Source organism: Arthrobacter crusticola (assembly GCF_004357995.1).
Lineage (GTDB): Bacteria > Actinomycetota > Actinomycetes > Actinomycetales > Micrococcaceae > Arthrobacter_D > Arthrobacter_D crusticola.
The window spans coordinates 706,730-731,687 of the sequence record NZ_SMTK01000001.1 but is presented as its reverse complement, the minus strand read 5'-3'; the positions used below and the strand labels follow the sequence as shown (position 1 = coordinate 731,687).

The window sequence follows — 24,958 nt, the reverse complement described above, 5'->3', positions numbered from 1 at the left end:
CCGATCCGCTGGCCGCGGCGGCGGTGTTCTTCATTGTCACGGTGGAGGGGTGGACTAGTTTCGAAGATCTATGGCGGCGTGCCAGTACCGAGCGTTGGTTCTCGAGGCGGCCAACACCACCAGGCCGGTCTGGCCGTTGACGTTTTGTTTCGTTGTTGTGGGGTCGTTGATGTCCTTGTCGGTACTGCTGCTGATGATGGGCGTACCGGCGCCACGCGGGAAGGAAACGTTGTCAAGCGGCGCCTTCTTGTACAAGATGGTGCCGCCCGCCTCCGGGGCGACCGCGAACATCCAGACCTGACGGTTTTCCTCGTCGATCATGACCATGGGCCGGGTGTGGGCGTCCTCGACAGCGCCGAACTGCGCGCTGGTCCACTTGGCCTTACTGTCCCGCACAAGGAGCGCCACAAACGTTTGACCGCGTTGCTGAGCGGCTGTTTTGATCGCTACGTACAGGCGGCCGCTACCGTCACTTGTCAACTGCCTGAGGTTTAGATGGTCGTTCGCACATCCTCCACTGCAGTTGGTTCCTCCCCCGAAGGCGACCTCTGTCTGCCACGATTTCTCCGGCTGGCCGTCTTGGTGGATGGCGAGGTAGAACCTCCTATGCTCCGCCCGCTGATTGCTCCACATGACTCCGATCTTGTTGCCCTGGAAGGACGTGATTGCGGAGATGTCGTCGTGGTGCGCCTCGGCGTTGTCTGTCGGCAGGACAAACGGGGTCCCCCACGCGGTGTCGCTCGTCGTCGAGTGGTTAACGTAAACGCGGTTGGTGTTGTCGGGCGCGACGACGGTGTAGGTGACCCACAGCTTGCCGACGGAGTCCTTGGCCACCGTAATCGATTCCGAGCTCCCACTGTGAAGGGTGACGGGGAATCCTGCGTCTTCTGAGTAGGTCTTCGTCGACGCGTTGTAGCTGAACCGGTGAAGCTCTGCGGACCCGGAGGTCACCTCCGCCTGGGACGGTGCGAAACTCACCTCCGAGAGTGACGGTGGCAAACCCCACTCCGAGCGCACAGTCGTGCCCGACACAACGTAGAGCTTGCCGGCCTTCGCGTCCCAGAGCGCGTCGCCGCGCGCACTAGGCCGCGCGTCAACAACCGTTCCCGTCTCCTGCCAGACCTGCGTTGCGGCGTCGAGCCTGTGAATCTTCGTTGCATTTGCGGACGCGCTCCATAACAGGCCCCACCAACTCCCATCCTGGACCCACAGCTTGCTCTGGGCCTTGTCCGCAGTCGGGGTTGTGACGCCGTCACCTGCGTATGATTGCCCAGGCTTTCCGAGATCGGCCGCCTGGACGGTGATGGGGAGCGCGGCAGTGACGGCCACCGCGACTAGCAGAGCAATGAAAAGGCGCAGCAAACGCATGGGGGTGCCCTCGCAGTTTTGTCGGCGGACAGGTTTGGTCATGATTGTTCTCCGATAGGAGGCAGGGCCTTGCGATGGATGCCAGCCCTGTCATGAATAACTGAAAAAACGGTGCCTGCTCGGCGACAAGATACTTCGCGGCGGCGGCCCTAGCCGCACTTTCCTTTGGCACCACAACTTAAAATGCGCCCACTGGGGGTGTCAACGACTGTGCCTACCCTAAATGAAATGAAGGTAGGGGCGGGAGGGGCCGTGTCCGCAGCGGCGCTGCCGCCTCGGCCTTGGCGTGCTTGCTCGGTGTTGAACCGCCGGGTTTCCGCTATTGCAGTCAAGGACATGATCTCCGGGGCCAGGGCCATCCGGAAGCCGCTGGAACCGGAGGACCTCGCCGAGAGGATCGCGTTCATGGTGACCCAGCCCCGCCGATCCTCCATCGCCGAACTCTGGGCGATGCCCACCTCCCAGGTCTGAAGCGGCAACCGACCAGGACCTGGGTGATCCACACCTTGTTGATACATCAATCAAACAACGATACGATTGACACATCAACAACATAGTGATTGGTGGTAAGTCATGAGTGAGCAGAAAATCATCGCAGTGGCCGGAGCGACCGGTTCCCAGGGAGGTGGTGTCGTCCGAGCCCTTCTGGCCGATCCGCAGAAGCGCTTCGCAGTCCGTGCCTTGACCCGGGACCCGGATTCTGCATCGGCGGAAGCCCTGCGCCAGCTTGGCGCGGATGTTGTCCGCGCGGATTTCGAGGACGAGCAGAGCGTCGTTGCAGCACTCACGGGTGTATACGGCGCGTTCCTGGTAACAAACTTCTGGGCGCACGGTTCCGCCCGCCGGGAGCTTGACGAGACTGCCGTCCTTGCCCGTGCAGCCGCAGCGGCCAATGTGGCACATGTCGTCTGGTCAACCCTCGAGGACACCCGCGAGTTGCTTCCCCTCGATGACGCGCGCATGCCGGTGCTGCAGGATCAATACAACGTGCCGCACTTTGACGCGAAGGGCGAAGGCAACGCTCTCTTCGCCGACGCCGGAGTGCCGACCACCTACCTGAACACGACCTTCTACTTCCAGAACTTCATGTCGAATATGGCCCCCCAGCGGGGAGACGATGGCGTCCTGACGCTGACAATCCCCTTCGAAGAAGGCCGGCTTCTCGCGGGGGTTGATGTCACGGACATCGGCCGCACTGTGGTCGCAATCCTCTCGGCCGGCAGAGAGTACATCGGTAAGACTGTCAGCCTCGCAGGCGATCACCTCACCGGCGCGGAGTACGCTAGCCAACTCGCCGAAGTCATTGGCGAACCCGTGCGTTTCCAGTCCGTGCCCTACGACACATTCCGAGGCCTCGGCTTCCCCGGCGCAGAAGAGGCTGGCAACATGTTCCAGTACTACGGGGACTTCGACAAGGAGTTCACCGGCGCTCGGGATTTGGAGTGGCTCCGCCGATTCGTTCCTGGTCTGAAGGACTTCCGCACCTGGGCGGCCGAAAACGCTGAGGCGCTGAAGAAGGTGGCATAACAAGCCGGCGCGGAGAATGAGGGGCAGCACCCACGACGGGTGATGCCCCTCCTTCACCTCAATCCGGTGCGGCAACCGTCACCACTATCGGTGACCTGCCGCAGGATTTGATCGGTGAGCACCCCTATGCCGTGCTCATCACCCCGCCCCCACGACCTTCAGTACTCTTGGCTGAAGATCACCCGTTTGGCCGATGCCGGCCCAGGTCTTCCGGTCGCGCCCGCTTTGTCGGTTGGGAGCCTGTATTGGACGACTCAGCACAGTGGGTCAGCGGAGGGTCAGGCGGTTGTCGGCCGGACGTCAGATGCACTGTGGGCGTAGCCGTCCTCCTCGCCCGGTCTCCAGTTGAAGCGACCGCTTGACCGGCGGTGAGGATCCGGTAGCCGGCCATCGAGATGACGCTGAGGTGGGTCGAAGGCCATTACTCCGTGGCCCCAAGCTCTCCCACAACCCGATCCTCCACCGGGCGGTTTCGCGGGCGGGTTCAGCGCAGCAGGGGGGCGCCTCCCGCAGAGGCTTGTAATACGCGGCTCTGCCGGAGAGGTTTGGTGAAGTGGACAGCGGCCACTGCGGCGGCCGGGAGGAACAAGGCCCATCCCAGCGTCGGTACCGGCGCCTCGAACGGCGGCACCCCTGTGAGCAGGCTGATTGCGGCCAACGGGCCCAGTACAGCGCCGAGGGCGGCGACAGGAATCCGCAGTGCGGGCTTTCTGGCTTCAACGAGTCGGTGCATCCCCAGGGCCGGTGCCGCTGCCGACGCGGCGGCCGGTAAGCCGGTCAGGAACGCCATTCCGGCGTTTCCCAGCACGGTCATGGGGTGTGGAAGACCCGAGTTGAAAAAGCCGATGATATGCAGGCCGAGGCTGGTCACAACCCCGACTGCGCCGCCGAAGATGACCATCCTGAAAAAGGCGCTCGCAAGCGGCGTTGATTGTTCCCCCATAGGGGGAGCTTAGCGTCGGGGCGCGCCTGACAACAGAGTCCGTCCAACCTGCTGCTCCCGGGAGGGTCCCTCCCTCTCATTGGCCGTTGCGGAAATTCAACGGGAAGTGCTGCAAGGGCGTGGCGGTGCCGCCGGTACGCGGCGCGGGCCGTCGCTGACGAGGCGCCACCTGGCCGGCGGGTAAGGCAACGGTACGGGAACGAATGCCGGTTGCCGGGGGAACTTCGAGCAATCCGCACCACAATAGGGGTCATGAAGTTCCCGCTCAGGTGTTCCGGCAGCAGGACCGGGGGGCGGTTCGCCCTTGCCTCCGTCATCGGGGCCGCGTTGATCTCCGCCGTCGGCGGATGCTCCTCCGACCTATCCGCCGAACCGCCCTGCTTCCCGCCCGAGTACTCCGTCACTCCGAGCGAGGCGAAGCCGGGATCGCTGGTCACTGTCGCAGCACCAGAGGCCGACTGCAATCCCCGGTACGGGAAGAACGCCCGGATCCAGGTCGTCATCGCCGATGAACGGGGCGTCGAGATCATCAGTACGACGGCTCCGATGACAGATGCCGGCGCGTTCACCTTTACCTTCCGCGTCCCGGCCCAGATGGCGGTCGGAGAAGCGGCCGTCACGGCGACCCCGCACAAAGTTGACTGGTGCGACGACACCGGCACAAACAACCGGGTACAAGGCGCCGCGGACCTGGAGCGGGCGTCCTGTGCGGAGCGGCGCAAGCCGCTCACCATCATCCGCTGACCCGGCCGCATGAGTGCGATATCCGCCAGATCCATCCGCATGCACCAGCGATCTACAGGGCGGTCCCTTGCCGCAGGAGCTGGCGCTGACATCTCGGGGCGAAGAAATGAGGGGCCACCTCTTGCGCATTGCGCGGTGAACCACGTAGTGAGCCACAGCTCGTGAATGATGGGTCCTGCTATCTTCCGGAATATTCACTTCTCGGGCCGGTTGGTTAACCCGTCAAGGTAGGTGGGCGACTATGACGGGTCGTGGAAATGGTGGATGTTCAGCCCGCCGCGTACACGCGGACCCAGTCCACCCGCATTTCGCCGGCGCCATTGGCAGTGCTGTCAGGGAACCAGTCCAGTTGCAGGGTCTGGTGCATCGGACCGGGAGGCTGATGCGCGGGGTCGGTGTCTTCAAACCACTTCACGCCATCGACGTAGCCCACGATTCCGCGCGGAGACCAGTCAACCGCGTAGTTGTGGAACTGCTTTACGTCGAGAGGCCTAATCGCATAAGTCTGCGAGTTTGAGCACCCATAGTGGTGGAAGAACTTAATGACGTTCCAGTCGCCGGTCGTCTCCGCGTAGTCAATCTCGCCGTCACACGGCCAATTCTCGCTATCGGGCCACAGGATGGACACCATGTGGTATTCGTTGTCACCGGACCCGGCCGCCCGGACTTCCCAACGCCCGTACTTCTGGTTTGAAAACTTCGCGCCCATTCCAGCAGTCGTGCCGTCAGGGGTTCCAGTCATAACCATTTTGGAACCGTCCACGGTAACCTGCTGAGGGCTCCGGAGACCATTGCCCGCGTGGCCGGCACTGTTGTAGACATTCCACTTCGTGGCATCGGGCGCGCCGGTGTAATTGAACTCGTCCCCGGCCACCCTCGCGCCCCACCCATGGACTACGGCCGCCTCGGTGGAAGTTATCGTGTCGGGCGCAGTCGTCACCACCAGTCTTGGGCGCAGTGCGGAGTTTGACGATTCCTTTGACTTGAACGCGATCCACTTCTTCGCGTTGCTTTCCAGCTTGAAGTTCTGCTCGCCGCCCTTCGGGTTGACACCCTTGGTTACATCCCATTCCACCCAGGAGCCGGTGGCGAATCCGCCGGCCTTCCCAAGCCATGTCCCGCGTGCCGGTGCGTTATTCCACGTGACGCCCTTCTCTGTCCAGCCGCCGGATGTAGTGAAGACATCCACAAACTCGGTGGAAGTTGCAGATGCCTCGGAATACGCCCGAAGTTTGGCTGAAACAACGTGCTCGCCAGCGGGAACCTGCACGGAGAACCGTAGGAGCGAGTTCCGCCAGATATACGCGCGGCCTTCTGTAGATAAACGGGTGCTGGTCCCAAAATTTGAAGTCGCCCTGTCCGCCTGAACGTAGGAGTCCATGACTAACGAGGTTGTGGCCGCGGCGCTTGCGGTTGTCGGAGTGATGATTGCGAAGATCATCAGAATTGACGATGCGACCGCTGCGCATCTAAGCCGGAACTGCATGCCATATCGGTTTTGCCGGGTTCGCAACGCCTGAACGCTCGTAGCCTTCATGTTGATCGCTGTTCCTACTAGGAATCTGATGTATCCAGCTGCCCGGAGCCAGCGTCGACCGAGAACAACGAAGGCGTAATGTGAGCTGCCTTAAAGGGTAAACCTGGAACAAAGACTGAGCAATCGATCTCCAATATATTCCGTGGCACCTCCGGCACAATGTTCTCCGTCGTTGACCGGCCGTGGCTGATCCCCCTGGGCCGGTCGCGGAATTTGCCGCCGTCACAGGTACTTCCCGATCCGGCACCGTTTTCCTTTTCCCGTAGGACCGGCCCTGACGGGGCGGGCCCCCCGGAGTAGGGTGCTCCCATGGCCCGCGAAGAAACCACCGTCTCCGTCCCCGGCCCTCATGGCGCCCGCGACGTACGCGTCTCCAGTCCCAGCCGGGTGCTCTGGCCCGAGCTCGGCCTGACGAAGCTCGACCTGGTGCAGTACCTCATCGGGGTACAGGAGGCGTTCCTCGCCGCGAACGGCGACCGGCCGGTGTCCCTGCAGCGGTTTTCCGGCGACATCGACGGCGAGCAGTTCTTCTCCAAGAATCCCCCCAAGGGCGCACCCGACTTCGTTCGCTCCGTGCCGGTGGTGTACCCCAGCGGCCGGTCCCACCCGCAGCTGGTCCTCGACGAGCCGGCTGCCGTGGTGTGGGCCGCTCAGATGAATACCCTCGTGTTTCACCCCTGGGCTTCGCGTGCCGGCAACCCGGACAACCCCGACCAGCTGAGGATCGACCTCGATCCGCAGCCGGGCACCGGTTTCGATGAGGCAGTTCCGGCCGCTCTTGAACTGCGCTCGGTGCTTGCGGAGGCCGGACTGACCTCCTTCGTGAAGACCTCGGGCAACCGCGGACTCCATGTCTTCGCTCCAATCCGCCCGGAGCACGAGTTCCTCGAGGTTCGGCACGCCGTCATCGCCGCCGCCCGCGAACTCGAGCGGCGCATGCCCGATAAGGTGACGACGGCGTGGTGGAAGGAGGAACGCGGCCGGCTCGTCTTCGTCGACTACAACCAGGCCAACCGGGACCGCACCATGGCCGGGGCGTACAGTCCGCGCCCCCTGCCCCACGCCCCGGTGTCCTGCCCCCTCGCCTGGGACGAACTGGGCACCGCTGACCCCCGCAGCTTCACGGTGGTGACAGTGCCGGCGCGGCTGGCGGACCGGGGGGATCCGTGGGCGGACATGCACTCCGAACCGGGCACCATCGACACGCTGCTTGGCTGGTGGGAGCGGGACGTGGAGGCCGGCCTCGGCGAGCTTCCCTTTCCCCCGGACTACCCGAAGATGCCCGGCGAGCCCCCGCGCGTGCAGCCAAGCCGGGCGCGCGCCAAGGGGTAGCGGCCTCCCGCGCGTGACGCCGGAGGACACGCGGGGTGGCGCTGGGCGGGAAAACACCCGCAGAATGGACAGTGTAGGAAAAATAGAGGAAAACTTTAGGAAAGACGCAGGATTATTTAGGATGCGGCGGGGCGAAGGAGCGCCTCCCGCTGAAGGTCGCGATGCGGGCAGGCTGGGGTGCTGACCGGCGGAAGGGGATCCTTCCGCTGCCAAGTGGGTTTGCCGAAGTCGGGGGAGTGCAATGGCCGGAATCGATGCGATCTACGCGCAGCCGGTGGAACGGCCGCCGGAGGGCGGACGCCTGGAGGCGCCCCCTGCCGGGCCGGGCCGGGCCGCGGGCGGTGGACTATGGTGACGGCGTCGGCGCCGGGCCCCCGCCGTGCGTCCGTGGCGCAGTCCTCCCTGGCCGGCGCGGACCAGGTGCTCAAGGACTTCCTGCCGCACACCGAGGACCTCCTCCACACCCAGGAACGGCTTCAGGGCCTGCTCTCCGCGGTCATGTCCCTCGCGGAGAACCTCAGCCTCGAGGCGGTGCTTGACCGGGTGGTGACCTCCGCCTGCCAGCTTGTGGGGGCGCGCTACGGGGCGCTGGGGGTCATCGGACCCGACGACGCCCTGACCCACTTCGTCACGGTCGGCATGGAGGAGGACCAGGCCCGCCGCGTCGGGGAGATGCCCCAGGGCCGCGGGGTGCTGGGGCACCTGATCCGGGACCCCCGGCGGATTCGCCTTTCCGACCTCAACGAGCACCCGCAGGCCAGCGGCTTCCCCGAACACCACCCGCCCATGCGCACGTTCCTCGGCGTTCCGGTGCGGGTGCGCGGAGTTGCCTTCGGAAACCTCTACCTCACCGAGAAGGAGGGCGGGGAGCACTTCACGGCCGAAGATGAGGAGCTCGCCGTGGCGCTGGCCGCAGCGGCGGGCGTCGCCATCGAAAACGCGCGCCTGTTCGAGGACGCCACGCGGCGCCAACGGTGGCTCGAGGCCGGCATGGACGTCAGCGAACGACTGATGGGCAACCCCACGGCCGAAGCCGCGGGCCTCGACCTGATTGCCGAAGGCGCCCTCGAGCAGTCCGAGTCCGCAGTGGCGATGATCGCTTTCCCCGATCCGGGCGGCCGCGTGCTGCGCTGCGGCACGGCCGTCGGCGACAGCCACCTGGTTAAGGGCCACGCCATCGCCGCCGACAGCACTCCCATCGCGCACCTGCTGACCACCGGGGATTCCGTCCTGTGCCGGGCCCCTGACCTCTGGGCGGGGGCGGCGGCCGCTGAGGAACTCGGTCCCGTCCTGGTGGCGGCACTGGGCCACAAGGGTACCCACGCCGGAATCCTGATCCTTGCCCGCCCGTTCGGAGCGCCCGGGTACGGGCAGGTCGACGTCGAGATGAACGAGGTGTACTGCTCGCGTGCGGCGCTGGCCCTGGAGCTGGCCCACGCCCACCTCATGCGCGAGCAGCAGATCGTCTTCTCCGACCGGGACCGCATCGCGCGGGACCTCCACGACCTGGTGATCCAGCGCATTTTCGCCGCCGGACTGAGCGTGCAGAGCCTGCGCCGCCACACAACGGACCCGGTCGCGCAGCAGCGTATCAACTCCATCACCGGGGAACTCGATGAGACGATCCGGGGGCTGCGGGACACCATCTACGCCCTCGGCGACAACGGCGGGCGCGAGCGGCTTAGCTCACGGATCGTCCGGGCGGTGCAGGACGGCACCTGGCAGGCGGGCACGACGCCGGAGCTGCAGATGCGCGGCCCGGTGGACGGCATACCGGAACCGGTGGCAGGTCACCTGCTGGCCGTGCTCTCGGAGGGCCTGTCGAATGCCCTGCGGCACTCGGGGGCGCTCCACATCACCATCACCGTCTCGGTGCGGGGAGGGCAGGTGAAGCTGCTGATCGAGGACGACGGGAAGGGCTTCCGGGACCCCGGCCGCACCAGCGGCCTCTCCAATATGCAGCACCGTGCGGCGGCGGTCGGGGGAACGTTTGTCCCCGTGAGCGCCCCGGGCCATGGAACGAGGCTCTCGTGGACGGTGCCTCTTCCGCGGTAAGGGCCGGTGGAGGACGAAAGCCCCTGTGCAGGGGCCGGAACTTGCGCTTTACTTGTGGCGACGGCGCACCATCTCCAACGGATCGGAGCATTTAATGAGCCTTGAGGAAACCTGGGACAAGCTTGACCAGCCCACCCGCCGATGGATCACGACGAACCGCGGATGTGCGGTGCTTCCGCGGACGGTGGCCGGGGCTGTCCGTCGGGCCGCAGGCCACCCGGAGAGCGATAGCCAGCACGGCCAGATGGAGTTGACCCCCGAGGACCTGCGCTTCATTGCGCGGAAGTCCGATGAAGCCGCCGGACAGCAGCTGGCGGCGCCGTTGAATCCGCCGCTCCCTCAGGGGTAGGAAAGGCCGGCCGATGCAGCAGCGCAGAACACCCCCCTTGGATATCGATATCCGTCCGCTTCCGGCCAAACGTGCCGTGGTGGAGGGCGAAAGCTTCGCCGTCGACATCGAGGCCGTCGCCGAACGCGACGTGGTGGCCGATCAGGTGGTCCTCGAGGTAGTCCAGGTGATCGACTACGGGTACGGCCGCACCAACCTCCACGGCGTGATCTACACCGCCCGGGACCGCTCCACCCATGTCATCTCGCAGCAGCCCCTGCCGCCGGCCGGCAGGGTGATGGCGGGGGAGACCTATCGGACCCGCGCCGTCGTCACCGTCCCGGCGCTCAACCTTCCCTCCGTGCGGGGGGAGCTGATCAGCATCTCCTGGATCCTTCGGGTGCGCATGTCCGCCCAGGACGACTCGGAATCCGTAGGCGAGGGCATGTTCACCGTCCAGTCGGCCGCGGCGGGCTGCAGCTCCGATGCCGCCCAGGATCCGGAAACCACCGTCGAGTGGACGGCGTCCCTCGAGCTGGTCGAACTCTCGGGGCGCATCCTGACCAACGCGACGCCGATCACCGGGCGGCTCCGGGTGGCACCGCGCCACGGAGCCCTGCGTTCGGTCCGGGTGGAGCTGGTAATGCTTGAGGCGGTCGCCTACGGGCCCACGCCGGCGGGCCAGTCCGGTGAACGCCCCCAGAAGCATCCCCGCCACACCGAAAACACGATCGTCACGACCACCGTGACGGAGGGGTTGCCCGCCGCCGGAGCGGAGGCCGTGATCCCGTTCGAGGTCGCCACTCCGCGCTTCCTGCCGTCGCCGTCGCTGGATTCCGGGAGGTTCCGGGTGCGCTGGGAACTGCGGATCACCGCCGATGTGCCGCACCGCCCCGATCCGCAGCTGCGGGTCGGCCTGGTCGCGGTCACGGCCCCCCAGGCGGCTCATTCCTCGTAACACCGCTCAGCCGGAGCCGGCGCCACGGGCGCCCTGCGCCGCCGACCGAAAGGATTCAGGATGAGCCGAAGCATCCGGGGCCGCGAGGCCCGCAGAAAGTCGTGGAAGGATCTCGACCCTGACCAGCGCCGAGCCGTGATGGCGCTGGGAACGGTGCAGGCGACGCTGATGGCCGTTGCGCTCACCGACCTCGCCAGGCGCCCTGCGGCCGCGGTCCGGGGCCGCAGGGCCGCATGGGCCGCAGCGTGTCTCCTCAACGTCGCCGGGCCGATCGCCTACTTCCTCTTCGGGCGCCGCCATCCCGCGGCCCCGCGTTGAGTAGACTTGCCGAATGCAAGACGATAAACCAGCGCGTGCCGCGGTGGTCATTGAAGACGACGACGACGTCCGCGACCTCCTCCACGCGGTGCTCACGGGATTCGGATTCACCGTGCACACCGCGCCCGCGGGCCAGGCGGGGGTCGAGATGGTGCGGCGGATCGCCCCGCAGGTGGTTACTCTCGACGTCGGCCTGCCCGACATCGACGGGTTTGAGGTGGCACGGCGGATCCGCCGGTTTTCCTCAACCCTGATCGTCATGCTCACCGCGCGCGCCGACCCCCGCGATGAGGCCCGCGGCGCGGAGGCGGGGGCCGACGAATACCTCACCAAGCCCTTCCGCCCTGCGGAGCTGCGCCGGCGCATTGAGGACGGCCTGGACAAACGCAACGTGCCGGTCCCGTCCTAGGCAGCAACCATCCCGGGTCTGCTCAGTGGCTGCGGACACCCCGCCGTGAGATCAGCCGCGGGGCGATCCACCGGTCGGCCGCAGCTCCCGTGACGAGGGAGTAGACCGCCTTGTGGAGGTAGTCCACCGTCTTCTCCCCGACCGGCCAGAGCGACGGCGGCGCACCGGCGCCCGTCGCGTTCTCCAGGGTCTGGTCGAAGGCGAGGCGCACCACGGTGTGGGTGGCGTTGGCGGCGCCCCCGCGGATGCCGGTCATGGCCCAGATGCCCCGGAGCGCCCCGAGCAGCGCGCCCGTTCCCCAGTGCATCGCCACATTGGCCGCGGCCGGTTTCGCCCGGTCCGACACCGGCCGGCCGAGCAGGGTGCGCAGCGTGCGTCCCGGAACATACGAGTCGGGCCGCTTGGTCAGCGCCTGCTCGATTTTCTCGCCGAGGGTCATGGCGGCGGCGCCCACGAGGCCCGCGCAGGCCCCCTGCACCGCGGACCCCAGGATCAGGGTCAGCCGCACCCCGGTCGAATTCTGTACCCGCCTCTTACGCCGTTTCATTTGCGCACTCCTGTCCTGCCGGCGGGGCCGACGGCGGACGCCCGCCCCGGCCGGGTGTCACTGGTTGTCGTTGTCTTCACCGCGGGCGTCGTCACCCTGGTCGGTATCGATGCCGTTGTTGTCGTCGTACTGCGAGGTCTCCTCCGGTGAGGAACCTCCGCCGTCCTGGTTCCCGGGGTCATCACAGCCCACGAGGAGCATTGCGCCGAGGGCGAGGATGAGCGGGTATTTCCTAAGTGCGTCGGCTGCCACCGTTCTCACTTCTCTCCGTTTTGGACCACCTGCGTGTAATTAAACCGTAGGACGGCGGGCTGCAGCGGGGAAACGATTTGAGCCGGACGGCCGGCAGCAGAGAGCGCTGGCAGGCTTCGGCCTCCCGTGTTAGCCCCCTAGCGGGCGTCGCGGATCAGGTTGGTGATCCGCGCCGTGGAGAGTCGGCGGCCCTCCTCGTCGGTCATCACCACCTCGTGCGTGGTCAGTGTGCGCCCAAGGTGGATGGCGGTGGCCGTCCCCGTAACCGTCCCGGCCGAGATGCTGCGGTGGTGGGTGGCGCTGATCTCGATCCCCAGGGCGTGCCGTCCCGGGCCGGCATGGATTCCGGCAGCAAAGGACCCAAGGGTCTCGGCCAGTACCAGGTGGGCACCGCCGTGCAGGATTCCGGCCACCTGCTCGTTGCCGGCGACCGGCATCGAAGCCACCATGCGCTCGGCGCTCATCTCCGAGAAGGTGATGCCCATCTTCACCGTCAGGCGCCCGATCCCGTGCCGGCCCAGCCAGTCGTGCATCTCCGGGGGGACCCCCGCGGCGGTGAGTTCCTCGGCATACGGGTTGTTCGCGGAGCGGCCCGCGGGCGGCTGAGTGAAATTGTCGACCATGGGAACTAGGCTGGCACCTGTGAGTGAAACAACCAAACCTGGATCCACCCTGCCCGCCCCGAGAACAGCGAAGGGGCAGCGCAACCGCCTCCTGGTCATCGATGGACACTCAATGGCGTTCCGGGCGTTCTACGCCCTGCCCCCCGAAAACTTCTCAACCGACACCGGTCAGCACACCAACGCGGTGTACGGGTTCACCGCAATGCTGATCAACCTCATCAAGGACCAGAAGCCCACACACGTGGCCGTGGCCTTCGACCTCGATACCCCGACCTTCCGTTCCGAGGAGTACACCGAGTACAAGGCGGGCCGGTCCCGGACGCCCGAGGAGTTCCACGGGCAGGTCGACCTGATCATCAAGGTGATGGAGGCGATGCGCATCCCCACCATCTCCCTGGACGGCTACGAGGCCGACGACATCCTGGCCACGCTCGCCACCAAGGCAGCGGCCGAGGACTGGGATGTCCAGGTGGTCAGCGGTGACCGCGACGCCTTCCAGTTGGTCAACGACCGGGTCACCGTCCTGTACCCGAAGCAGGGCGTCACCAACATCCCCCAGATGGACGCTCAGGCCATCGAGGAGAAGTACTTCGTGCCCCCGCACCAGTACTCCGACCTCGCCGCGCTCGTCGGAGAGAGCGCCGACAACCTGCCCGGCGTGCCCGGCGTCGGGCCCAAGACCGCCGCCAAGTGGATTAAGCTCTACGGCGGGCTCGAGGGGATCCTCGAGAACCTCGACTCGATCGGCGGCAAGGTCGGCGACGCGCTGCGGGCCCACGCCGATGACGTCCGCCGCAACCGCCGGTTGAACCGGCTGCTCACCGACCTCGACCTGCCCGTTGACCTCGACGCGATGGTCTCCCAGCACCCCGACCGCTCCGCCGTTGAGGACCTTTTTGACTCCCTGCAGTTCAACACTCTGCGTAAGCGGCTGTTCGACCTGTTCGGCGAGGAGGAAGCCGAGGAAACCGGCGACGAGATGACCCCGCCGCCGCACGTCGTGCTCACCGAGGCCGCGCCCCTGACCGCGTGGCTGAAGTCCACCAACCAGGCCCCCGCTGCCGTCCACCTCGCCACGGAGGCAACCGCCGGGGGAACGGACGTCACCGGGATCGCCATCGTCACGTCCACCGCGGCCGCCTTCGTCCCGTTCGAGGGGCTCGACGCCGAGGCCGAGCAGGTGCTCGCGCACTGGCTGGCCGACCTCGACGCACCCAAGGTGGTTCACGACTTCAAGGAGGCCTACAAGCTGCTCGCCCCGCGCGGGCTGCACCTGGCCGGCGAGGTAGACGACACTGCGATCTCGGGCTACCTGATCCAGCCTGACCGCCGCAGCTACGACCTGGCCGACCTGAGCCAGTACCACCTGCGCCTGTCCCTCGGCGCGGCACCGGGCAACGCCTCGGGCCAGCTCGCCCTCGAACTCGGGGAGAAGGACGTCGCCGGTCCCGCCGTGATGCGCGCCTTCGCGGCCCTGCAGCTCAGCGAGCACTTCGCGGGCCAGCTCGTTGAGAAGGGCGCCAACCGGCTCCTCGGAGAGCTGGAGCTGCCCCTGTCCGAGGTCCTGGCAGAGATGGAGCTCACCGGCGTCGCCGTCTCCGTCGAACGCCTCGACCGGCTCCTCGACGACTTCTCCAAGACCATCAGCACCGCCGGGGCCGAGGCGTTCCGCATCATCGGCAAGGAGATCAACCTCGGCTCACCCAAGCAGCTCCAGACGGTGCTGTTCGAGGAACTCGGGCTGCCGAAGACCAAGAAGATCAAGACCGGGTACTCCACCGACGCCGACGCCCTGACCGACCTGATCGTCAAGACCGGCCACCCGTTCCTTGAGCAGCTCCTGGCCTACCGCGACGCCACGAAACTCCGGCAGACCGTCGAGGGCCTGCGCAAGTCCGTGGCCGAGGACGGGCGCATCCACACCACCTACGCCCAGACGGTCGCCGCGACCGGCCGGCTGTCCTCGATCAACCCGAACCTGCAGAACATCCCGGTGCGCTCGGACGAGGGCCGGCGGATCCGCGAGGTGTTCGTCGTCGGGAAGGGCACCGACGGCACCCGCTACGAGACCCTGATGACCGCTGACTACTCCCAGATCGAAATGCGCATCATGGCCCACCTCTCCGGGGATGAGGGCCTGATCTCGGCGTTCCGCGAGGGGGAGGACCTTCACCGGTTCGTCGGCTCGCACATCTTTGGGGTCGCCCCGGAGGAGGTCACCAGCGCCATGCGTTCGAAGGTCAAGGCGATGTCCTATGGCCTGGTGTACGGGCTGAGCTCCTTCGGGCTCTCCAAGCAGCTGGCCATCTCCGTCGACGAGGCGCGCACCCTGATGCGGGACTACTTCGAGCGGTTCGGGGCGGTGCGGGACTACCTGCGCGGCATTGTCGAGCAGGCGCGCAAGGACGGCTACACCTCGACCATTGAGGGCCGGCGCCGGTACCTCCCGGACCTCTCCAGCGACAACCGGCAGTTGCGCGAGATGTCGGAGCGGGCGGCCTTGAATGCGCCCATCCAGGGCTCGGCGGCCGACATCATCAAGAAGGCGATGCTCGGCGTCGACGGCGCGCTCAAGGCCAAGGGCCTGTCCTCGCGCATGCTGCTGCAGGTGCACGACGAACTGGTCCTCGAAATCGCCGAGGGGGAGAAGGACGTCGTGGAGGCGCTGGTGCGCGAGCAGATGGCCGGAGCGGCCGACCTGTCCGTTCCCTTGGACGTCTCGGTCGGCACCGGGCTGAGCTGGCACGAGGCGGCACACTGACGAATCCTCCCCGGCCTGTGGTGGAGGGCGTGCAATCCGGCTAGGGTCTTGGAGCGTGAGCACACAGACGACGACGCCGGGCACCTCCACCGAACTGCGCCTTGAGAAATTTCAGGTGACGGCGGAGGAGGACCCCTCGCCGGGCGGGCGGTTCGCCAACTGGCACTACGCCGTCCGGGTCGGCTTCTTCGAGCCGCGCGCCGACGCCGAGGACTACCCGGCCTACGTGAGGGCCTTTACCGCTGATGGGCGCGTGCTGGTCGGTGTACACGATGACGCGCCGGGCGCGCTGTCCGTCGACGGGTCCGTGCCGGTCGCGACGTACGCCTCGATGCGAAACACCCTCAACGCCGGGGGCCTGGAGCCGCTCCCGGCCCACCTCATCACGTCCGTCACTGTGCGGCCGTCCCACCGGCGGCGTGGCCTGCTGCGCCGCATGATGACCGATGACCTGCAGGGCGCGGCCGCCGCCGGGGTGCCCGTGGCGGTGCTGACGGCGTCCGAGGCCACCATCTACGGGCGGTTCGGCTTCGGCTGCGCCACCTTCACCACCAGCGTGACCGTGGACGTGCGGGAGCGGTTCGCCATCCTCGGCACCCCCACGGGGCGCACGGAGCTGGCGGAGCCCGACGAGGTCCCCGCGCTCTCCGCGGAGGTCTTTGCCCGCTTCCACGCGCGCACGCGCGGCTCGGTCGGACGCCAGTACTCCTACGCCCGCCGCGTCTCCGGCCAGTGGGGCCGCGAGCGGCCGGTCGAAGACAAGGCGGTGCGCACGGCGGTTCACTACGACGACGCCGGGGACGCCGTCGGCTACGTCGCCTACCGGTTCGACGGGTGGTCCAAGGAGCCCTACACCGTCAGCGTCATCGACCTCGTCGCCGGCACCGAGGAGTCCTACCTCGCCCTCTGGCGCTACCTCGGGGCACTGGACCTCATCCAGGAGATCACCTGGGACGGCGCGGCCGTGGACGATCCGCTGCCCTGGGCGCTTGCGGACCGCCGCTGCTACCGGGTGAACGGCCACGAGGACGTCCTGTGGGTGCGCCTGCTAGACGTCGCGAAGGCGCTCGAGGGCCGGGGCTACCGCAGTTCGGGGCGGCTCGTGCTCGAGGTGTCCGACGCGCTGGGGCTCGCGGGCGGGACCTACCAGCTCACCGTGGCCGGTGGCCGAGGGCGGGTGGAGCGGGTCGATTCCGACTCGGACGTCGACGTGGTCCTGGACATCGGCGCGCTGGGCTCGCTTTACCTGGGCGGGGTCAGCCCCGCGGCACTGGTAGGTGCCGGGCTCGTGGAGCCGCTCACCGAGGGGGCCATTGAGCTGCTCAACGACCTGTTCCGGGACGCGCAGAACCCCTACTGCATCACGCATTTCTAGGCTCCGGCACCAAGGGCCGGCCCGGCCGGTCCGCTTTGACGGGGTTGGCTCCCGCCGTTAGACTAGACGGGCGCGTATTGCGCTGTGGTTCGGGCCGGCATCCGCCGTGCGAGTTCCGGCGCAATACCAATAGAACCGCTCTTTAGGTTTTATCCAATCTGTCCGCTTCCGGACATCGGATTCCCCTGGATGGCCCGGCTTTTTCGGCCGGTATTTCCAGCGTCCGCTTTCCGGATCAAGAAAACTTCCACAACGGAGCCCCAACTACATGACCATCACCACCACCGAGAAGCAAGGTGCCCCGCAGGTCGCTATCAACGACATCGGCACCGCTGAGGACTTCCTCGCAGCAGTCGACGCGACGATCAAGTACTTCAACGACGGAGATCTCGTCGAAGGTACCGTCGTCAAGGTCGACCGCGATGAGGTCCTGCTCGACATCGGTTACAAGACCGAGGGTGTCATCCCTTCCCGTGAGCTTTCCATCAAGCACGACGTTGATCCCGGAGATGTCGTCTCCGTCGGCGATCAGGTCGAGGCCCTGGTGCTCACCAAGGAGGACAAAGAAGGCCGTCTGATCCTGTCCAAGAAGCGCGCTCAGTACGAGCGTGCCTGGGGCGACATCGAAAAGGTCAAGGAAGAAGACGGCGTCGTCACCGGTACCGTCATCGAGGTCGTCAAGGGTGGTCTTATCCTCGACATCGGCCTGCGCGGCTTCCTGCCCGCGTCGCTCGTCGAGATGCGCCGTGTGCGCGACCTGGCTCCGTACATCGGCCAGCAGATCGAAGCGAAGATCATCGAGCTCGACAAGAACCGCAACAACGTTGTGCTGTCGCGTCGCGCCTGGCTGGAGCAGACCCAGTCCGAGGTCCGCTCGACCTTCCTCAACAAGCTCGAAAAGGGCCAGGTCCGTCCGGGCGTTGTCTCCTCGATCGTCAACTTCGGTGCGTTCGTGGACCTCGGCGGCGTCGACGGTCTGGTTCACGTCTCCGAACTGTCTTGGAAGCACATTGACCACCCGTCCGAGGTTGTCGAGGTCGGCCAGGAAGTCACCGTCGAGGTTCTCGAAGTCGACCTGGACCGCGAGCGTGTTTCGCTCTCGCTGAAGGCAACGCAGGAAGATCCCTGGCAGACCTTCGCCCGGACCCACGCGCTGGGCCAGGTTGTTCCCGGTAAGGTCACCAAGCTGGTTCCGTTCGGTGCGTTCGTACGCGTCGAAGACGGCATCGAAGGCCTGGTCCACATCTCGGAGCTGGCAGTCCGCCACGTTGAGCTTGCAGAGCAGGTCGTTTCCGTTGGCGACGAGCTCTTCGTCAAGGTCATCGACATCGACCTCGAGCGCCGCCGCATCTCCCTCAGCCTCAAGCAGGCCAACGAGGGCGTCGACGCCGACAGCACCGAGTTCGACCCGGCTCTGTACGGTATGGCCGCAGAGTACGACGAAGAGGGCAACTACAAGTACCCCGAGGGCTTCGACCCCGAGTCGAACGAATGGCTCGAAGGGTACGAGAACCAGCGCGCCGCTTGGGAGGCTCAGTACGCCGAGGCCCAGGCCCGCTGGGAGTCCCACAAGAAGCAGGTTGTGCAGCACGCGTCCGACGACGCCGCCGCCGCCAACGAGCCCGTCGAGTCGAACGCTACGAGCTACTCTTCGGAGCCCGTCGCCGCCGAGACCGGTTCAGGCACCCTCGCTTCGGATGAGGCGCTTGCGGCTCTCCGCGAGAAGCTGACCGGAGCCTAAACCCTCCGGCTTCCGCCGAACACTGAGAAGGACCCCCGCCGTCTGGCGGGGGTCCTTCTTTTTGCTCCGGGACGGCCGGGGCGGTGGTGTGGGCGGTCTTCATCGAGGGTGCAGTATTGACCGGTGGAGGGGCCTGGGCAGTAAGTGCTGCGTCCTCGATGGGCCGGAGAACCCCCTCCGTCGAGGGGGCGGTAATGACCGGTGGGTCGGCGGTTTCGGCGTCGGTTGTGCGTCCTCGATGAGCCGGCGCCGTGCGGCGTGGGTCAGCGGCGGACCGAACAGGTGATCGTGAACCGCTGGTTACGGTCGATCTGGCGGGTCGGTCCGACAATCCGGGACAGGGCCGGCCGGTACGCGAGGTGGCTGTTCCAGACGGTCCACAGTTCCCCGCCGGGGGCGAGCACCCGGGCGGCATCGGTGAACAGCTTCACGGCGATGCCCGCATGAACTGTGGCACCGATATGGAAGGGAGGATTCAGGATGATCAGGTTCGCCGACCCCTTTGGCCGGGATGACAGAGCGTCGTCGCGCACCACGTCCACCCGGTCCCCGACGGCGTTCGCGCGCGCGGTCTCCCGGGTGGAGGCTACGGCGGAGGCCGACTGGTCCGATGCGATCACCCGCAGCCCGGGCCGGGTCAGCGCCAGGTAGGCAGCGATGGCACCGTTGCCGCAGCCGAGATCGATGGCCAAATCCGTCGCCGCCGTGGACGCGAGGTGGGGGAGGAGGAACCGCGTTCCGGGGTCCAGTGCCGCCCCGCCGAACGTCTCGCCGAACGCGCGCAGGATCAGCGGCTGGGGGAGCCCTACGTCGTGCCGCTGCGTGACCGGGAACGGTGGGCTGCCGGCGGGCAGTGGCCCGGAGGCGGTGAGGACCCGGGACTTCTGCCGGGCCAGCCCCGCGGTGACGGACCCGAAGTACTTCTGCAGCACCGCGGTCATGGCCAGGCTCATGTGCTTGAGCCGCCCGCCGGCGTAGACCGTGACCGAAGGATCGGCATAGGCCGCGATGTTCCAGGCGGCCTCCTCCAGGGCGTCGAGGGAGCGGGGAAGCTGGAGCAGCACCGTGCACGCATCCCGGAGGAGGTCCGGGCCCAGTCCGTGCCGCTCATACCGGCCGGAGGCGCCCACCGTCCGGGCATTGCGGGCCAGCGCCAGTTCGTGCGAGAGCGGATCCTGGTAGACGCGCGGACGGAGGACCCCGTGCAGCAAGGCCGCTCCGAGCGTGAGGGCGCCGTAACGGTCGCCGAGCACCACGACGCCGGAGGGCTGCGCGGCGAGCCTGCCGGCCGCCGAGTCCAGCAGCAGCCGATCGGTGGCGTCGTAGGCCTGCAGGTTCGGCGCCTCGACGTCGGGCTTGCGGCTCAGGCGGTCGAAGTCGAACTCAGTCAAGGTCAACCCACGTGGTACCCGCAGGGCGCGACACCGAGGCACCGGCGGTCGAGGCGGCGAGCCGCCGCTTGAAATCCTCATAGCTGTCGGCGTCGGCTTCGAGCGCTACCTCGATGAGCGCCTCCTCAGGGGTGTACGAGGTGCCCCGAATGATCGTGGCGGCGGCGCGCAGCTCGTTTTCGACCCGCCCGGCCTCCGCATGCGCCACCGGCACGGTGTAGAGGCTGAGGAGGCGTCGGCGGAGCAGGGGTGCCCCGTCCAGGGCCCGGGTGACCGACTGGGAGTAGGCGCGGATCAACCCGCCCGCGCCCAGGAGGACGCCTCCGAAGTACCGCACGACGACGGCAGCGGTGTCGCTGAGGTCTGCCGCGCCATGGCGGCTGAGCGCTTCGAGCATTGGTGCTCCGGCGGTGCCGGCGGGTTCGCCGTCGTCGTGGGCGCGCTGGATGGTGCGCCCCGCTCCGATGAGGTAGGCGCTGCAGTGGTGCCGCGCCGTCGGGAATTCGGTGCGCAGCTGTGCCAGGAGGCCGGTCGCTTCGGTTTCGGTTCCGACCCTGCGCAGGACGGTGATGAATCGGGACCGGCGGATCTCGAGCTCGTTCCGGTGCTCGCCGCGAACCGTTGAGTATGCGGTCGGGTGCCGGTGCGGAGCAGTCATTCCTGTAATCCTAGACGGTGGGGCCGCCCGGGCGGCGGGTCCGGGCACTGGGGCGTTGCCTACGGGGAGTCGCTTCCGTCACCGCGGGCGCCTTCGTTCCACGCCCACCCCATTCCACCGTCCCGGCTTTCCTCGGTCCCGAAGCTGTCACCGGCGCTCCCGGAGCCGGTGCGGCCGTTTCCCGGTGCACTGGGCGCCGCGTCGTCACCCCCGTCATCGGTGGCGTAGGCGATGGCCGGGCCGTACCCGCCCGGCCCGGAAGCCGGGCGGGGGTTGTGTTCCGACTCGGGCACGTCGGTGCTGTAGGGCGCCCGCGGCGGAGGCGGCCTGTCGTCGATCAGTTCATTCGCTGCATGCGCGAGCAGGTCCCGTTGGAGGGGCGGCAGGGTGAAGGAGCCGTGCAGGTAGGCTTCCACCTCGTATTCTCCGGCATCACCGCCGATGGCGAAGTAGTGGAGCCACAGCTCGCCCAGGCTGATCTGCGTATGCCGGATGGCCCGAAGGAGCAGCAGCCGCTGGTGCTCGTGGTCTGAGGGATTTTCCACCGGGACTCCTCAGCGGGAAACGTCGGCGGATCCGTCTATCACGCCGGCGGCAAGGGTGAGTAGATCGGTGCCGTTGCGGACCGACGCATTGACCAGGCTCCGCATGACCTCATCCGGGCCGGCGCCCCACCGCTCCATCAGGATCCCGCGGGCGGTGTGGATGCTGTCCCTGCTGTGCAGTGCCTCCCGGAGGGTTCGGCTGAGCTGGGCAGGCGTCTGGTCCGGCTGGGCGTTGCCGAGCAGGACGGCCGCCGGAGCCGCCAGCAGTGCGAGGTGTTTCCGGTCCTGCTCTGAGAAGGCGTTGGGCAGCGGCGAGTGCACCTTGAGGGCGCCGATGGCGGTCCCATCGTGGATCAGGGCCGTGCTGAGGGTCGAGCGCAGGGGGAGGTCCACGACGGCGGCGCACCACTCGGGCCACCGCGTCTCGGTCGAAATGTCGTCGATCTGCTCGGTCGAGCCCGCGGCCCAGGCCGTGAGGCACGGCCCCTGCCCGAGGTCGTATTGAAGCTCATCGGCCCGCGCAACGATCTGGTCGGTGTAGCCGGTGCTGCGCGCGCGGCCCTGGGGGTCGATCAGGCTGACACCCGCACCCAGGGATCCCACCACCGACTTCTTGACCGCTTCGGCGAGCGCCCCGATGGCCGTTCCCGCCTTGCTCTCGGTCAGGAGCAGGCCCTTGAGCCGCGCGAAAACCGTGGTCAGGTCATCAAGCGGTACATTCATTGTCGGCGCTCCACGCGGCTTGGATTCTTTGTTCGGCAGCGAATTCAGCATACACAGGGGCAGCCAGCGCGATCAGGCTCCCGGGGCGGGATCAGATCACCAGAAGACCCTTCAAGTCGCTGTCGGCCTGATCGCACAGGGTGAAGACGGTCTGGGGTGACAGTGCGGCGGCCTCGGCCACGGCGGTGACGCTCCCACCGCTGTTGATCGCCTCGATGACCGTCAACTGCAGCTGGGCTGCCGCCTGGTCCCGGGAGAATTCGGCCGACTCAAGCTGAGCTGCGGCGACGGCCAGTGATTTGAGGTAGTCCAGGGTCATGACGTGTTCCTTGCGGAGTGCGGCGGTCGTGCCACCGATTCTGGAGGCAGGGGCGGGGCCCGCTGCGAAAGTGGGAAGTGCCCTGCCCCGCTACCGGAGATGACCGGTGGGAAGCGGCGGGCGGCCGGTAAGGCAGGAAGGCTGGTGTGCCGGCGTGCGCGGGCTCGACGAGGGGGCTCACTGCGGTTGGCCGGCCGTGCGGGTGGTACTTCTCCACCCGATAATCGTCAGACTGTGCTCCATGGCGCTCCACGAAAGGCTCCATGGCCGACTGCTCAACCTCTCTCAGAGTATGGGCCGGAGGCAGCGTTGGCAACAGGCAAACCGGCCGCTCCGGGTGGGCTTCTCCACTTCCTTGCCGGAGACGTTCGGGCCTTTATACGCTGACGGCACGGCGAAAAACGGAGGAGAAATGAGCGAGTCCCCTGCACGCGGCGAACTGCCGCTGCCTGATTACGACCACATCCCATTGGGCACCCTTCCTTCGAGGATCACGTCCCTGGACGAGGGCGGCCTGGAGGCGCTGCTTGCCTATGAGCGGGAGCACGGGAACCGGCTGCCGGTAACCCAGGTCCTTGAGCGCCGGCTGGAGGCGGTGCGCGGCGGCGCGGAGCTGGCTGACGAATCGGCGCAGAGCATGCCCGAGATGGGGCAGAGGCAGGCCGGCTCCCGTGTGAGCCCCGCGACGTCCGGGCCGCCGATCAACCCACCGTCGCATGGCGACCCCACCAACCCCGCGCAGCCGCGCTGAGGCGGCCGGGCGGAGGTCGAGGGACAGCGTCCGGCTCACCTAGTCCGGTACGTCCAAGCAGGTAGGTCCAGTCCGCCACGATTGACCCGGCCGCGCGCCGGCCGCTTCAGCCGGCGGCGCGCAGCAGCCCCTTCTCGGCCACGAGGTCGAGGGACAGCGTCCGGTACCCGGTGGTTTCGAAAAGGACCGTCACCGTGCCTTCCTCGTAGCTCATCACGGTGCCGGGACCCCATTCAGCGTGTTCCACCTTCGACTGAACCGCGTAGGGCACCTCCGCTTCGGGCTGTTGCTCACAGTCCACGGAGGACGCGTCGGCGCAGTTGTCACAGTGCCCGCAGGACCCGTCGAACTCCTCGCCGAAGTAGGCGAGCAGGAACTGCCGCCGGCATCCCCGCGTTTCCGCGTACCGGCGGGACATCTCCACCCGCGAGGTGTCGATGGTTTCGCGGATCCGAGCCTGCTCCACGGCGCGCTCCGCGGCCTCCGGCGGAGGAAAATTTTCTGCGCTGTATCCGTCCGGGCCGGCTCGAACGGCGCCGGCGGCCTCGAGGAGGTTCATCAGGCCGGCCGCTTTGCGCTGGCTCAGGCCGGTCAGGGCGCGCAGCTCCTTGAGGTCGGTGGGGCGCTCCTGCGCCCGAAGCACGGCAAAGAGCTGCTCGAGCCCGTCCCGATCGGCGGTCTTGGCGGCGAAGAACCGGCGCAGCGAGAGGTCCTCGGTCCGGTAGTGAAGGGTGGCCGCCGCGGGCCCGCCGTCGCGTCCGCCGCGCCCGATCTCCTGGTAGTAGCTGTCGAGGGAATCGGCCACGGCCTCGTGCACCACGAACCGGACATCGGGCTTGTCGATGCCCATGCCGAACGCCGTGGTCGCTACCACCACGTCGAGCCGGCCGGCCAGGAAACCCTCGTGGACCTCCTCCCGGTCGCTGGCGCGCCGGCCTGAATGGTAGGAGGCGGCTTTCATCCCGAGGGCGGACAGCTCCTCGGCGAGGGTGTCGGCGGCCTTCCGGGTGGCGACATAGACAAGTCCGGGTTTTTCCAGCCCCTCCACCTGCTCCACCACCGCCCGGTGCTTGTCGGCCTCCTGCACGTGGGGCACCACCTCCAGGAACAGGTTGGGCCGGTCGAAACCCTCTACGAGGACCACCGGGTCTCCGAGGTGCAGCTGCCCGGTGATCTCCTCCTGGACGGGTGCCGACGCGGTCGCCGTGAGGGCCAGGACGGGGCACGACAGCGAGTCCGTCAGGGTACCCAGCTGCAGGTAATCGGGCCGGAAGTCGTGCCCCCATGCGGATACACAGTGCGCCTCGTCGATGACCAGCAGCGACACATCGAGGTTCCGCAGCCGTTCGGCGGCCTCCTCCTTGGCCACCTGTTCCGGGGCGAGGAACAGGAATTTCGCCCGCCGATCCTCATCGGGTTCCCCGGCCGCTTCCCAGGCCTCGTCGGTGTCCGACCGGCTCAGCCCCGAGTTCACCACGTACGCACGGCCCGCACCGGCGCTGGCGTTGAGAGCCTCGGCCTGGTCGTGCTGCAGGGCGATGAGCGGTGAAATGACGACAACGACGCCCGGGATCACCAGCCCGGGCACCTGATAGATTGCCGACTTCCCGGAACCGGTCGGCATCACGCAGAGGACGTTCCTGCCCTCCAAAAGGGCCTGCATCGCCTGCCGCTGACCGGAGCGGAGGTGGTCCCATCCGAAGACCGAGGAGGCCGTCTCCTCGAGGTCCGAAAGTACTGGTGTCATGGCCTC

Annotated in this window: 25 protein-coding genes; 13 read left to right on the top strand and 12 right to left on the bottom strand. The window is 67.2% G+C overall.

Annotated elements, in window-relative coordinates; translation table 11 throughout:
• Positions 1 to 54: 54 nt before the first annotated feature.
• Positions 55 to 1,368, bottom strand: coding sequence for a hypothetical protein (locus E2F48_RS03450; RefSeq protein WP_133402568.1), 1,314 nt, complete (start codon positions 1,366 to 1,368; stop codon positions 55 to 57).
• A 336-nt stretch (positions 1,369 to 1,704) separates the two neighbouring features.
• On the opposite strand from E2F48_RS03450, the gene E2F48_RS17710 reads away from it, so the two are divergent.
• Positions 1,705 to 1,839, top strand: a complete 135-nt coding sequence (locus tag E2F48_RS17710) for a hypothetical protein (RefSeq protein WP_281274784.1) — start codon at positions 1,705 to 1,707, stop codon at positions 1,837 to 1,839.
• A 102-nt stretch (positions 1,840 to 1,941) separates the two neighbouring features.
• The gene (locus E2F48_RS03445) at positions 1,942 to 2,895 is read left to right on the top strand and encodes an NmrA/HSCARG family protein (RefSeq protein WP_133402567.1); all 954 of its coding nucleotides are present in this window, start codon (positions 1,942 to 1,944) and stop codon (positions 2,893 to 2,895) included.
• Between the two features lie 484 nt (positions 2,896 to 3,379).
• On the opposite strand, the gene E2F48_RS03440 is transcribed toward E2F48_RS03445, so the two are convergent.
• Positions 3,380 to 3,838, bottom strand: a complete 459-nt coding sequence (locus E2F48_RS03440) for a hypothetical protein (RefSeq protein ID WP_133402566.1) — start codon at positions 3,836 to 3,838, stop codon at positions 3,380 to 3,382.
• A 252-nt stretch (positions 3,839 to 4,090) separates the two neighbouring features.
• On the opposite strand from E2F48_RS03440, the gene E2F48_RS17560 reads away from it, so the two are divergent.
• Positions 4,091 to 4,582, top strand: a complete 492-nt coding sequence (locus tag E2F48_RS17560) for a hypothetical protein (protein ID WP_246018491.1) — start codon at positions 4,091 to 4,093, stop codon at positions 4,580 to 4,582.
• A gap of 268 nt (positions 4,583 to 4,850) precedes the next feature.
• On the opposite strand, the gene E2F48_RS03430 is transcribed toward E2F48_RS17560, so the two are convergent.
• Entirely contained in the window at positions 4,851 to 6,023 is a 1,173-nt protein-coding gene (locus tag E2F48_RS03430) for a CBM96 family carbohydrate-binding protein (RefSeq protein ID WP_246018490.1), read from the bottom strand.
• Between the two features lie 405 nt (positions 6,024 to 6,428).
• On the opposite strand from E2F48_RS03430, the gene ligD reads away from it, so the two are divergent.
• The 6 genes from ligD (at position 6,429) to E2F48_RS03400 (ending at position 11,519) form a co-directional block, all read left to right on the top strand.
• Positions 6,429 to 7,451 (top strand): non-homologous end-joining DNA ligase, encoded by a 1,023-nt coding sequence (gene ligD / locus E2F48_RS03425; protein WP_133402565.1) that lies wholly within the window; start codon positions 6,429 to 6,431, stop codon positions 7,449 to 7,451.
• A 348-nt stretch (positions 7,452 to 7,799) separates the two neighbouring features.
• On the top strand, positions 7,800 to 9,506 hold the full coding sequence (locus tag E2F48_RS03420; protein WP_133402564.1) for a GAF domain-containing sensor histidine kinase: 1,707 nt from the start codon (positions 7,800 to 7,802) through the stop codon (positions 9,504 to 9,506).
• Between the two features lie 94 nt (positions 9,507 to 9,600).
• Positions 9,601 to 9,855, top strand: coding sequence for a hypothetical protein (locus tag E2F48_RS03415; RefSeq protein WP_133402563.1), 255 nt, complete (start codon positions 9,601 to 9,603; stop codon positions 9,853 to 9,855).
• A gap of 37 nt (positions 9,856 to 9,892) precedes the next feature.
• Positions 9,893 to 10,792 (top strand): hypothetical protein, encoded by a 900-nt coding sequence (locus E2F48_RS03410; protein ID WP_133402562.1) that lies wholly within the window; start codon positions 9,893 to 9,895, stop codon positions 10,790 to 10,792.
• A gap of 60 nt (positions 10,793 to 10,852) precedes the next feature.
• Positions 10,853 to 11,110 (top strand): PLDc N-terminal domain-containing protein, encoded by a 258-nt coding sequence (locus E2F48_RS03405; RefSeq protein ID WP_133402561.1) that lies wholly within the window; start codon positions 10,853 to 10,855, stop codon positions 11,108 to 11,110.
• A gap of 13 nt (positions 11,111 to 11,123) precedes the next feature.
• Positions 11,124 to 11,519 carry a response regulator transcription factor gene (locus tag E2F48_RS03400; protein ID WP_133402560.1) on the top strand — a complete coding sequence of 132 codons (396 nt, stop codon included), beginning with the start codon at positions 11,124 to 11,126 and terminating at the stop codon, positions 11,517 to 11,519.
• Positions 11,520 to 11,541: 22 nt separating this feature from the next.
• Here the strand turns inward: E2F48_RS03400 and E2F48_RS03395 are convergent, their stop codons facing one another.
• The 3 genes from E2F48_RS03395 to E2F48_RS03385 all read right to left on the bottom strand — a co-directional run bounded on the left by E2F48_RS03395 (position 11,542) and on the right by E2F48_RS03385 (position 12,941).
• On the bottom strand, positions 11,542 to 12,066 hold the full coding sequence (locus E2F48_RS03395) for a hypothetical protein (protein ID WP_133402559.1): 525 nt from the start codon (positions 12,064 to 12,066) through the stop codon (positions 11,542 to 11,544).
• A 57-nt stretch (positions 12,067 to 12,123) separates the two neighbouring features.
• Complete coding sequence (locus E2F48_RS03390; protein WP_165968675.1) at positions 12,124 to 12,318, bottom strand: hypothetical protein; 195 nt, start codon at positions 12,316 to 12,318, stop codon at positions 12,124 to 12,126.
• A gap of 137 nt (positions 12,319 to 12,455) precedes the next feature.
• Positions 12,456 to 12,941 (bottom strand): PaaI family thioesterase, encoded by a 486-nt coding sequence (locus tag E2F48_RS03385; RefSeq protein WP_185149777.1) that lies wholly within the window; start codon positions 12,939 to 12,941, stop codon positions 12,456 to 12,458.
• Here E2F48_RS03385 and polA point away from each other — a divergent pair.
• From polA to rpsA, 3 genes are all read left to right on the top strand, one after another.
• Positions 12,940 to 15,702, top strand: coding sequence for a DNA polymerase I (gene polA / locus E2F48_RS03380; protein WP_133402556.1), 2,763 nt, complete (start codon positions 12,940 to 12,942; stop codon positions 15,700 to 15,702). The two genes, E2F48_RS03385 and polA, sit on opposite strands and share 2 nt — an antisense overlap.
• A gap of 55 nt (positions 15,703 to 15,757) precedes the next feature.
• Positions 15,758 to 17,077 carry a GNAT family N-acetyltransferase gene (locus E2F48_RS03375; RefSeq protein WP_133402555.1) on the top strand — a complete coding sequence of 440 codons (1,320 nt, stop codon included), beginning with the start codon at positions 15,758 to 15,760 and terminating at the stop codon, positions 17,075 to 17,077.
• Between the two features lie 268 nt (positions 17,078 to 17,345).
• On the top strand, positions 17,346 to 18,818 hold the full coding sequence (rpsA, locus tag E2F48_RS03370) for a 30S ribosomal protein S1 (RefSeq protein WP_133402554.1): 1,473 nt from the start codon (positions 17,346 to 17,348) through the stop codon (positions 18,816 to 18,818).
• 263 nt (positions 18,819 to 19,081) lie between these two features.
• Here the strand turns inward: rpsA and E2F48_RS03365 are convergent, their stop codons facing one another.
• From E2F48_RS03365 to E2F48_RS03345, 5 genes are all read right to left on the bottom strand, one after another.
• Positions 19,082 to 20,209 (bottom strand): class I SAM-dependent methyltransferase, encoded by a 1,128-nt coding sequence (locus E2F48_RS03365; RefSeq protein WP_246018489.1) that lies wholly within the window; start codon positions 20,207 to 20,209, stop codon positions 19,082 to 19,084.
• Positions 20,202 to 20,867, bottom strand: a complete 666-nt coding sequence (locus tag E2F48_RS03360) for an IMPACT family protein (RefSeq protein WP_133402552.1) — start codon at positions 20,865 to 20,867, stop codon at positions 20,202 to 20,204. Before E2F48_RS03360 ends, E2F48_RS03365 begins: the two co-directional genes overlap by 8 nt.
• Before the next feature lie 59 nt (positions 20,868 to 20,926).
• On the bottom strand, positions 20,927 to 21,412 hold the full coding sequence (locus E2F48_RS17755) for a hypothetical protein (RefSeq protein WP_185149776.1): 486 nt from the start codon (positions 21,410 to 21,412) through the stop codon (positions 20,927 to 20,929).
• A gap of 9 nt (positions 21,413 to 21,421) precedes the next feature.
• Complete coding sequence (locus E2F48_RS03350; RefSeq protein WP_165968674.1) at positions 21,422 to 22,135, bottom strand: GAF and ANTAR domain-containing protein; 714 nt, start codon at positions 22,133 to 22,135, stop codon at positions 21,422 to 21,424.
• Positions 22,136 to 22,226: 91 nt separating this feature from the next.
• The gene (locus tag E2F48_RS03345) at positions 22,227 to 22,454 is read right to left on the bottom strand and encodes a hypothetical protein (protein WP_133402550.1); all 228 of its coding nucleotides are present in this window, start codon (positions 22,452 to 22,454) and stop codon (positions 22,227 to 22,229) included.
• 412 nt (positions 22,455 to 22,866) lie between these two features.
• Here E2F48_RS03345 and E2F48_RS03340 point away from each other — a divergent pair, with 412 nt between their 5' ends.
• Positions 22,867 to 23,205, top strand: a complete 339-nt coding sequence (locus tag E2F48_RS03340) for a DUF8129 domain-containing protein (RefSeq protein WP_133402549.1) — start codon at positions 22,867 to 22,869, stop codon at positions 23,203 to 23,205.
• Positions 23,206 to 23,311: 106 nt separating this feature from the next.
• Here the strand turns inward: E2F48_RS03340 and E2F48_RS03335 are convergent, their stop codons facing one another.
• Positions 23,312 to 24,952 (bottom strand): RecQ family ATP-dependent DNA helicase, encoded by a 1,641-nt coding sequence (locus E2F48_RS03335; protein ID WP_133402548.1) that lies wholly within the window; start codon positions 24,950 to 24,952, stop codon positions 23,312 to 23,314.
• Between the last annotated feature and the right edge of the window lie 6 nt (positions 24,953 to 24,958).

Coding starts and splice junctions, on each gene's coding strand:
- E2F48_RS03450 (WP_133402568.1), bottom strand. CDS start 1,368: ATGCGTTTGCTGCGCCTTTTCATTGCTCTGCTAGTCGCGGTGGCCGTC.
- E2F48_RS17710 (WP_281274784.1), top strand. CDS start 1,705: ATGATCTCCGGGGCCAGGGCCATCCGGAAGCCGCTGGAACCGGAGGAC.
- E2F48_RS03445 (WP_133402567.1), top strand. CDS start 1,942: ATGAGTGAGCAGAAAATCATCGCAGTGGCCGGAGCGACCGGTTCCCAG.
- E2F48_RS03440 (WP_133402566.1), bottom strand. CDS start 3,838: ATGGGGGAACAATCAACGCCGCTTGCGAGCGCCTTTTTCAGGATGGTC.
- E2F48_RS17560 (WP_246018491.1), top strand. CDS start 4,091: ATGAAGTTCCCGCTCAGGTGTTCCGGCAGCAGGACCGGGGGGCGGTTC.
- E2F48_RS03430 (WP_246018490.1), bottom strand. CDS start 6,023: ATGATCTTCGCAATCATCACTCCGACAACCGCAAGCGCCGCGGCCACA.
- ligD (WP_133402565.1), top strand. CDS start 6,429: ATGGCCCGCGAAGAAACCACCGTCTCCGTCCCCGGCCCTCATGGCGCC.
- E2F48_RS03420 (WP_133402564.1), top strand. CDS start 7,800: ATGGTGACGGCGTCGGCGCCGGGCCCCCGCCGTGCGTCCGTGGCGCAG.
- E2F48_RS03415 (WP_133402563.1), top strand. CDS start 9,601: ATGAGCCTTGAGGAAACCTGGGACAAGCTTGACCAGCCCACCCGCCGA.
- E2F48_RS03405 (WP_133402561.1), top strand. CDS start 10,853: ATGAGCCGAAGCATCCGGGGCCGCGAGGCCCGCAGAAAGTCGTGGAAG.
- E2F48_RS03400 (WP_133402560.1), top strand. CDS start 11,124: ATGCAAGACGATAAACCAGCGCGTGCCGCGGTGGTCATTGAAGACGAC.
- E2F48_RS03395 (WP_133402559.1), bottom strand. CDS start 12,066: ATGAAACGGCGTAAGAGGCGGGTACAGAATTCGACCGGGGTGCGGCTG.
- polA (WP_133402556.1), top strand. CDS start 12,940: ATGGGAACTAGGCTGGCACCTGTGAGTGAAACAACCAAACCTGGATCC.
- E2F48_RS03385 (WP_185149777.1), bottom strand. CDS start 12,941: ATGGTCGACAATTTCACTCAGCCGCCCGCGGGCCGCTCCGCGAACAAC.
- rpsA (WP_133402554.1), top strand. CDS start 17,346: ATGACCATCACCACCACCGAGAAGCAAGGTGCCCCGCAGGTCGCTATC.
- E2F48_RS03360 (WP_133402552.1), bottom strand. CDS start 20,867: ATGACTGCTCCGCACCGGCACCCGACCGCATACTCAACGGTTCGCGGC.
- E2F48_RS03350 (WP_165968674.1), bottom strand. CDS start 22,135: ATGAATGTACCGCTTGATGACCTGACCACGGTTTTCGCGCGGCTCAAG.
- E2F48_RS03345 (WP_133402550.1), bottom strand. CDS start 22,454: ATGACCCTGGACTACCTCAAATCACTGGCCGTCGCCGCAGCTCAGCTT.
- E2F48_RS03340 (WP_133402549.1), top strand. CDS start 22,867: ATGAGCGAGTCCCCTGCACGCGGCGAACTGCCGCTGCCTGATTACGAC.
- E2F48_RS03335 (WP_133402548.1), bottom strand. CDS start 24,952: ATGACACCAGTACTTTCGGACCTCGAGGAGACGGCCTCCTCGGTCTTC.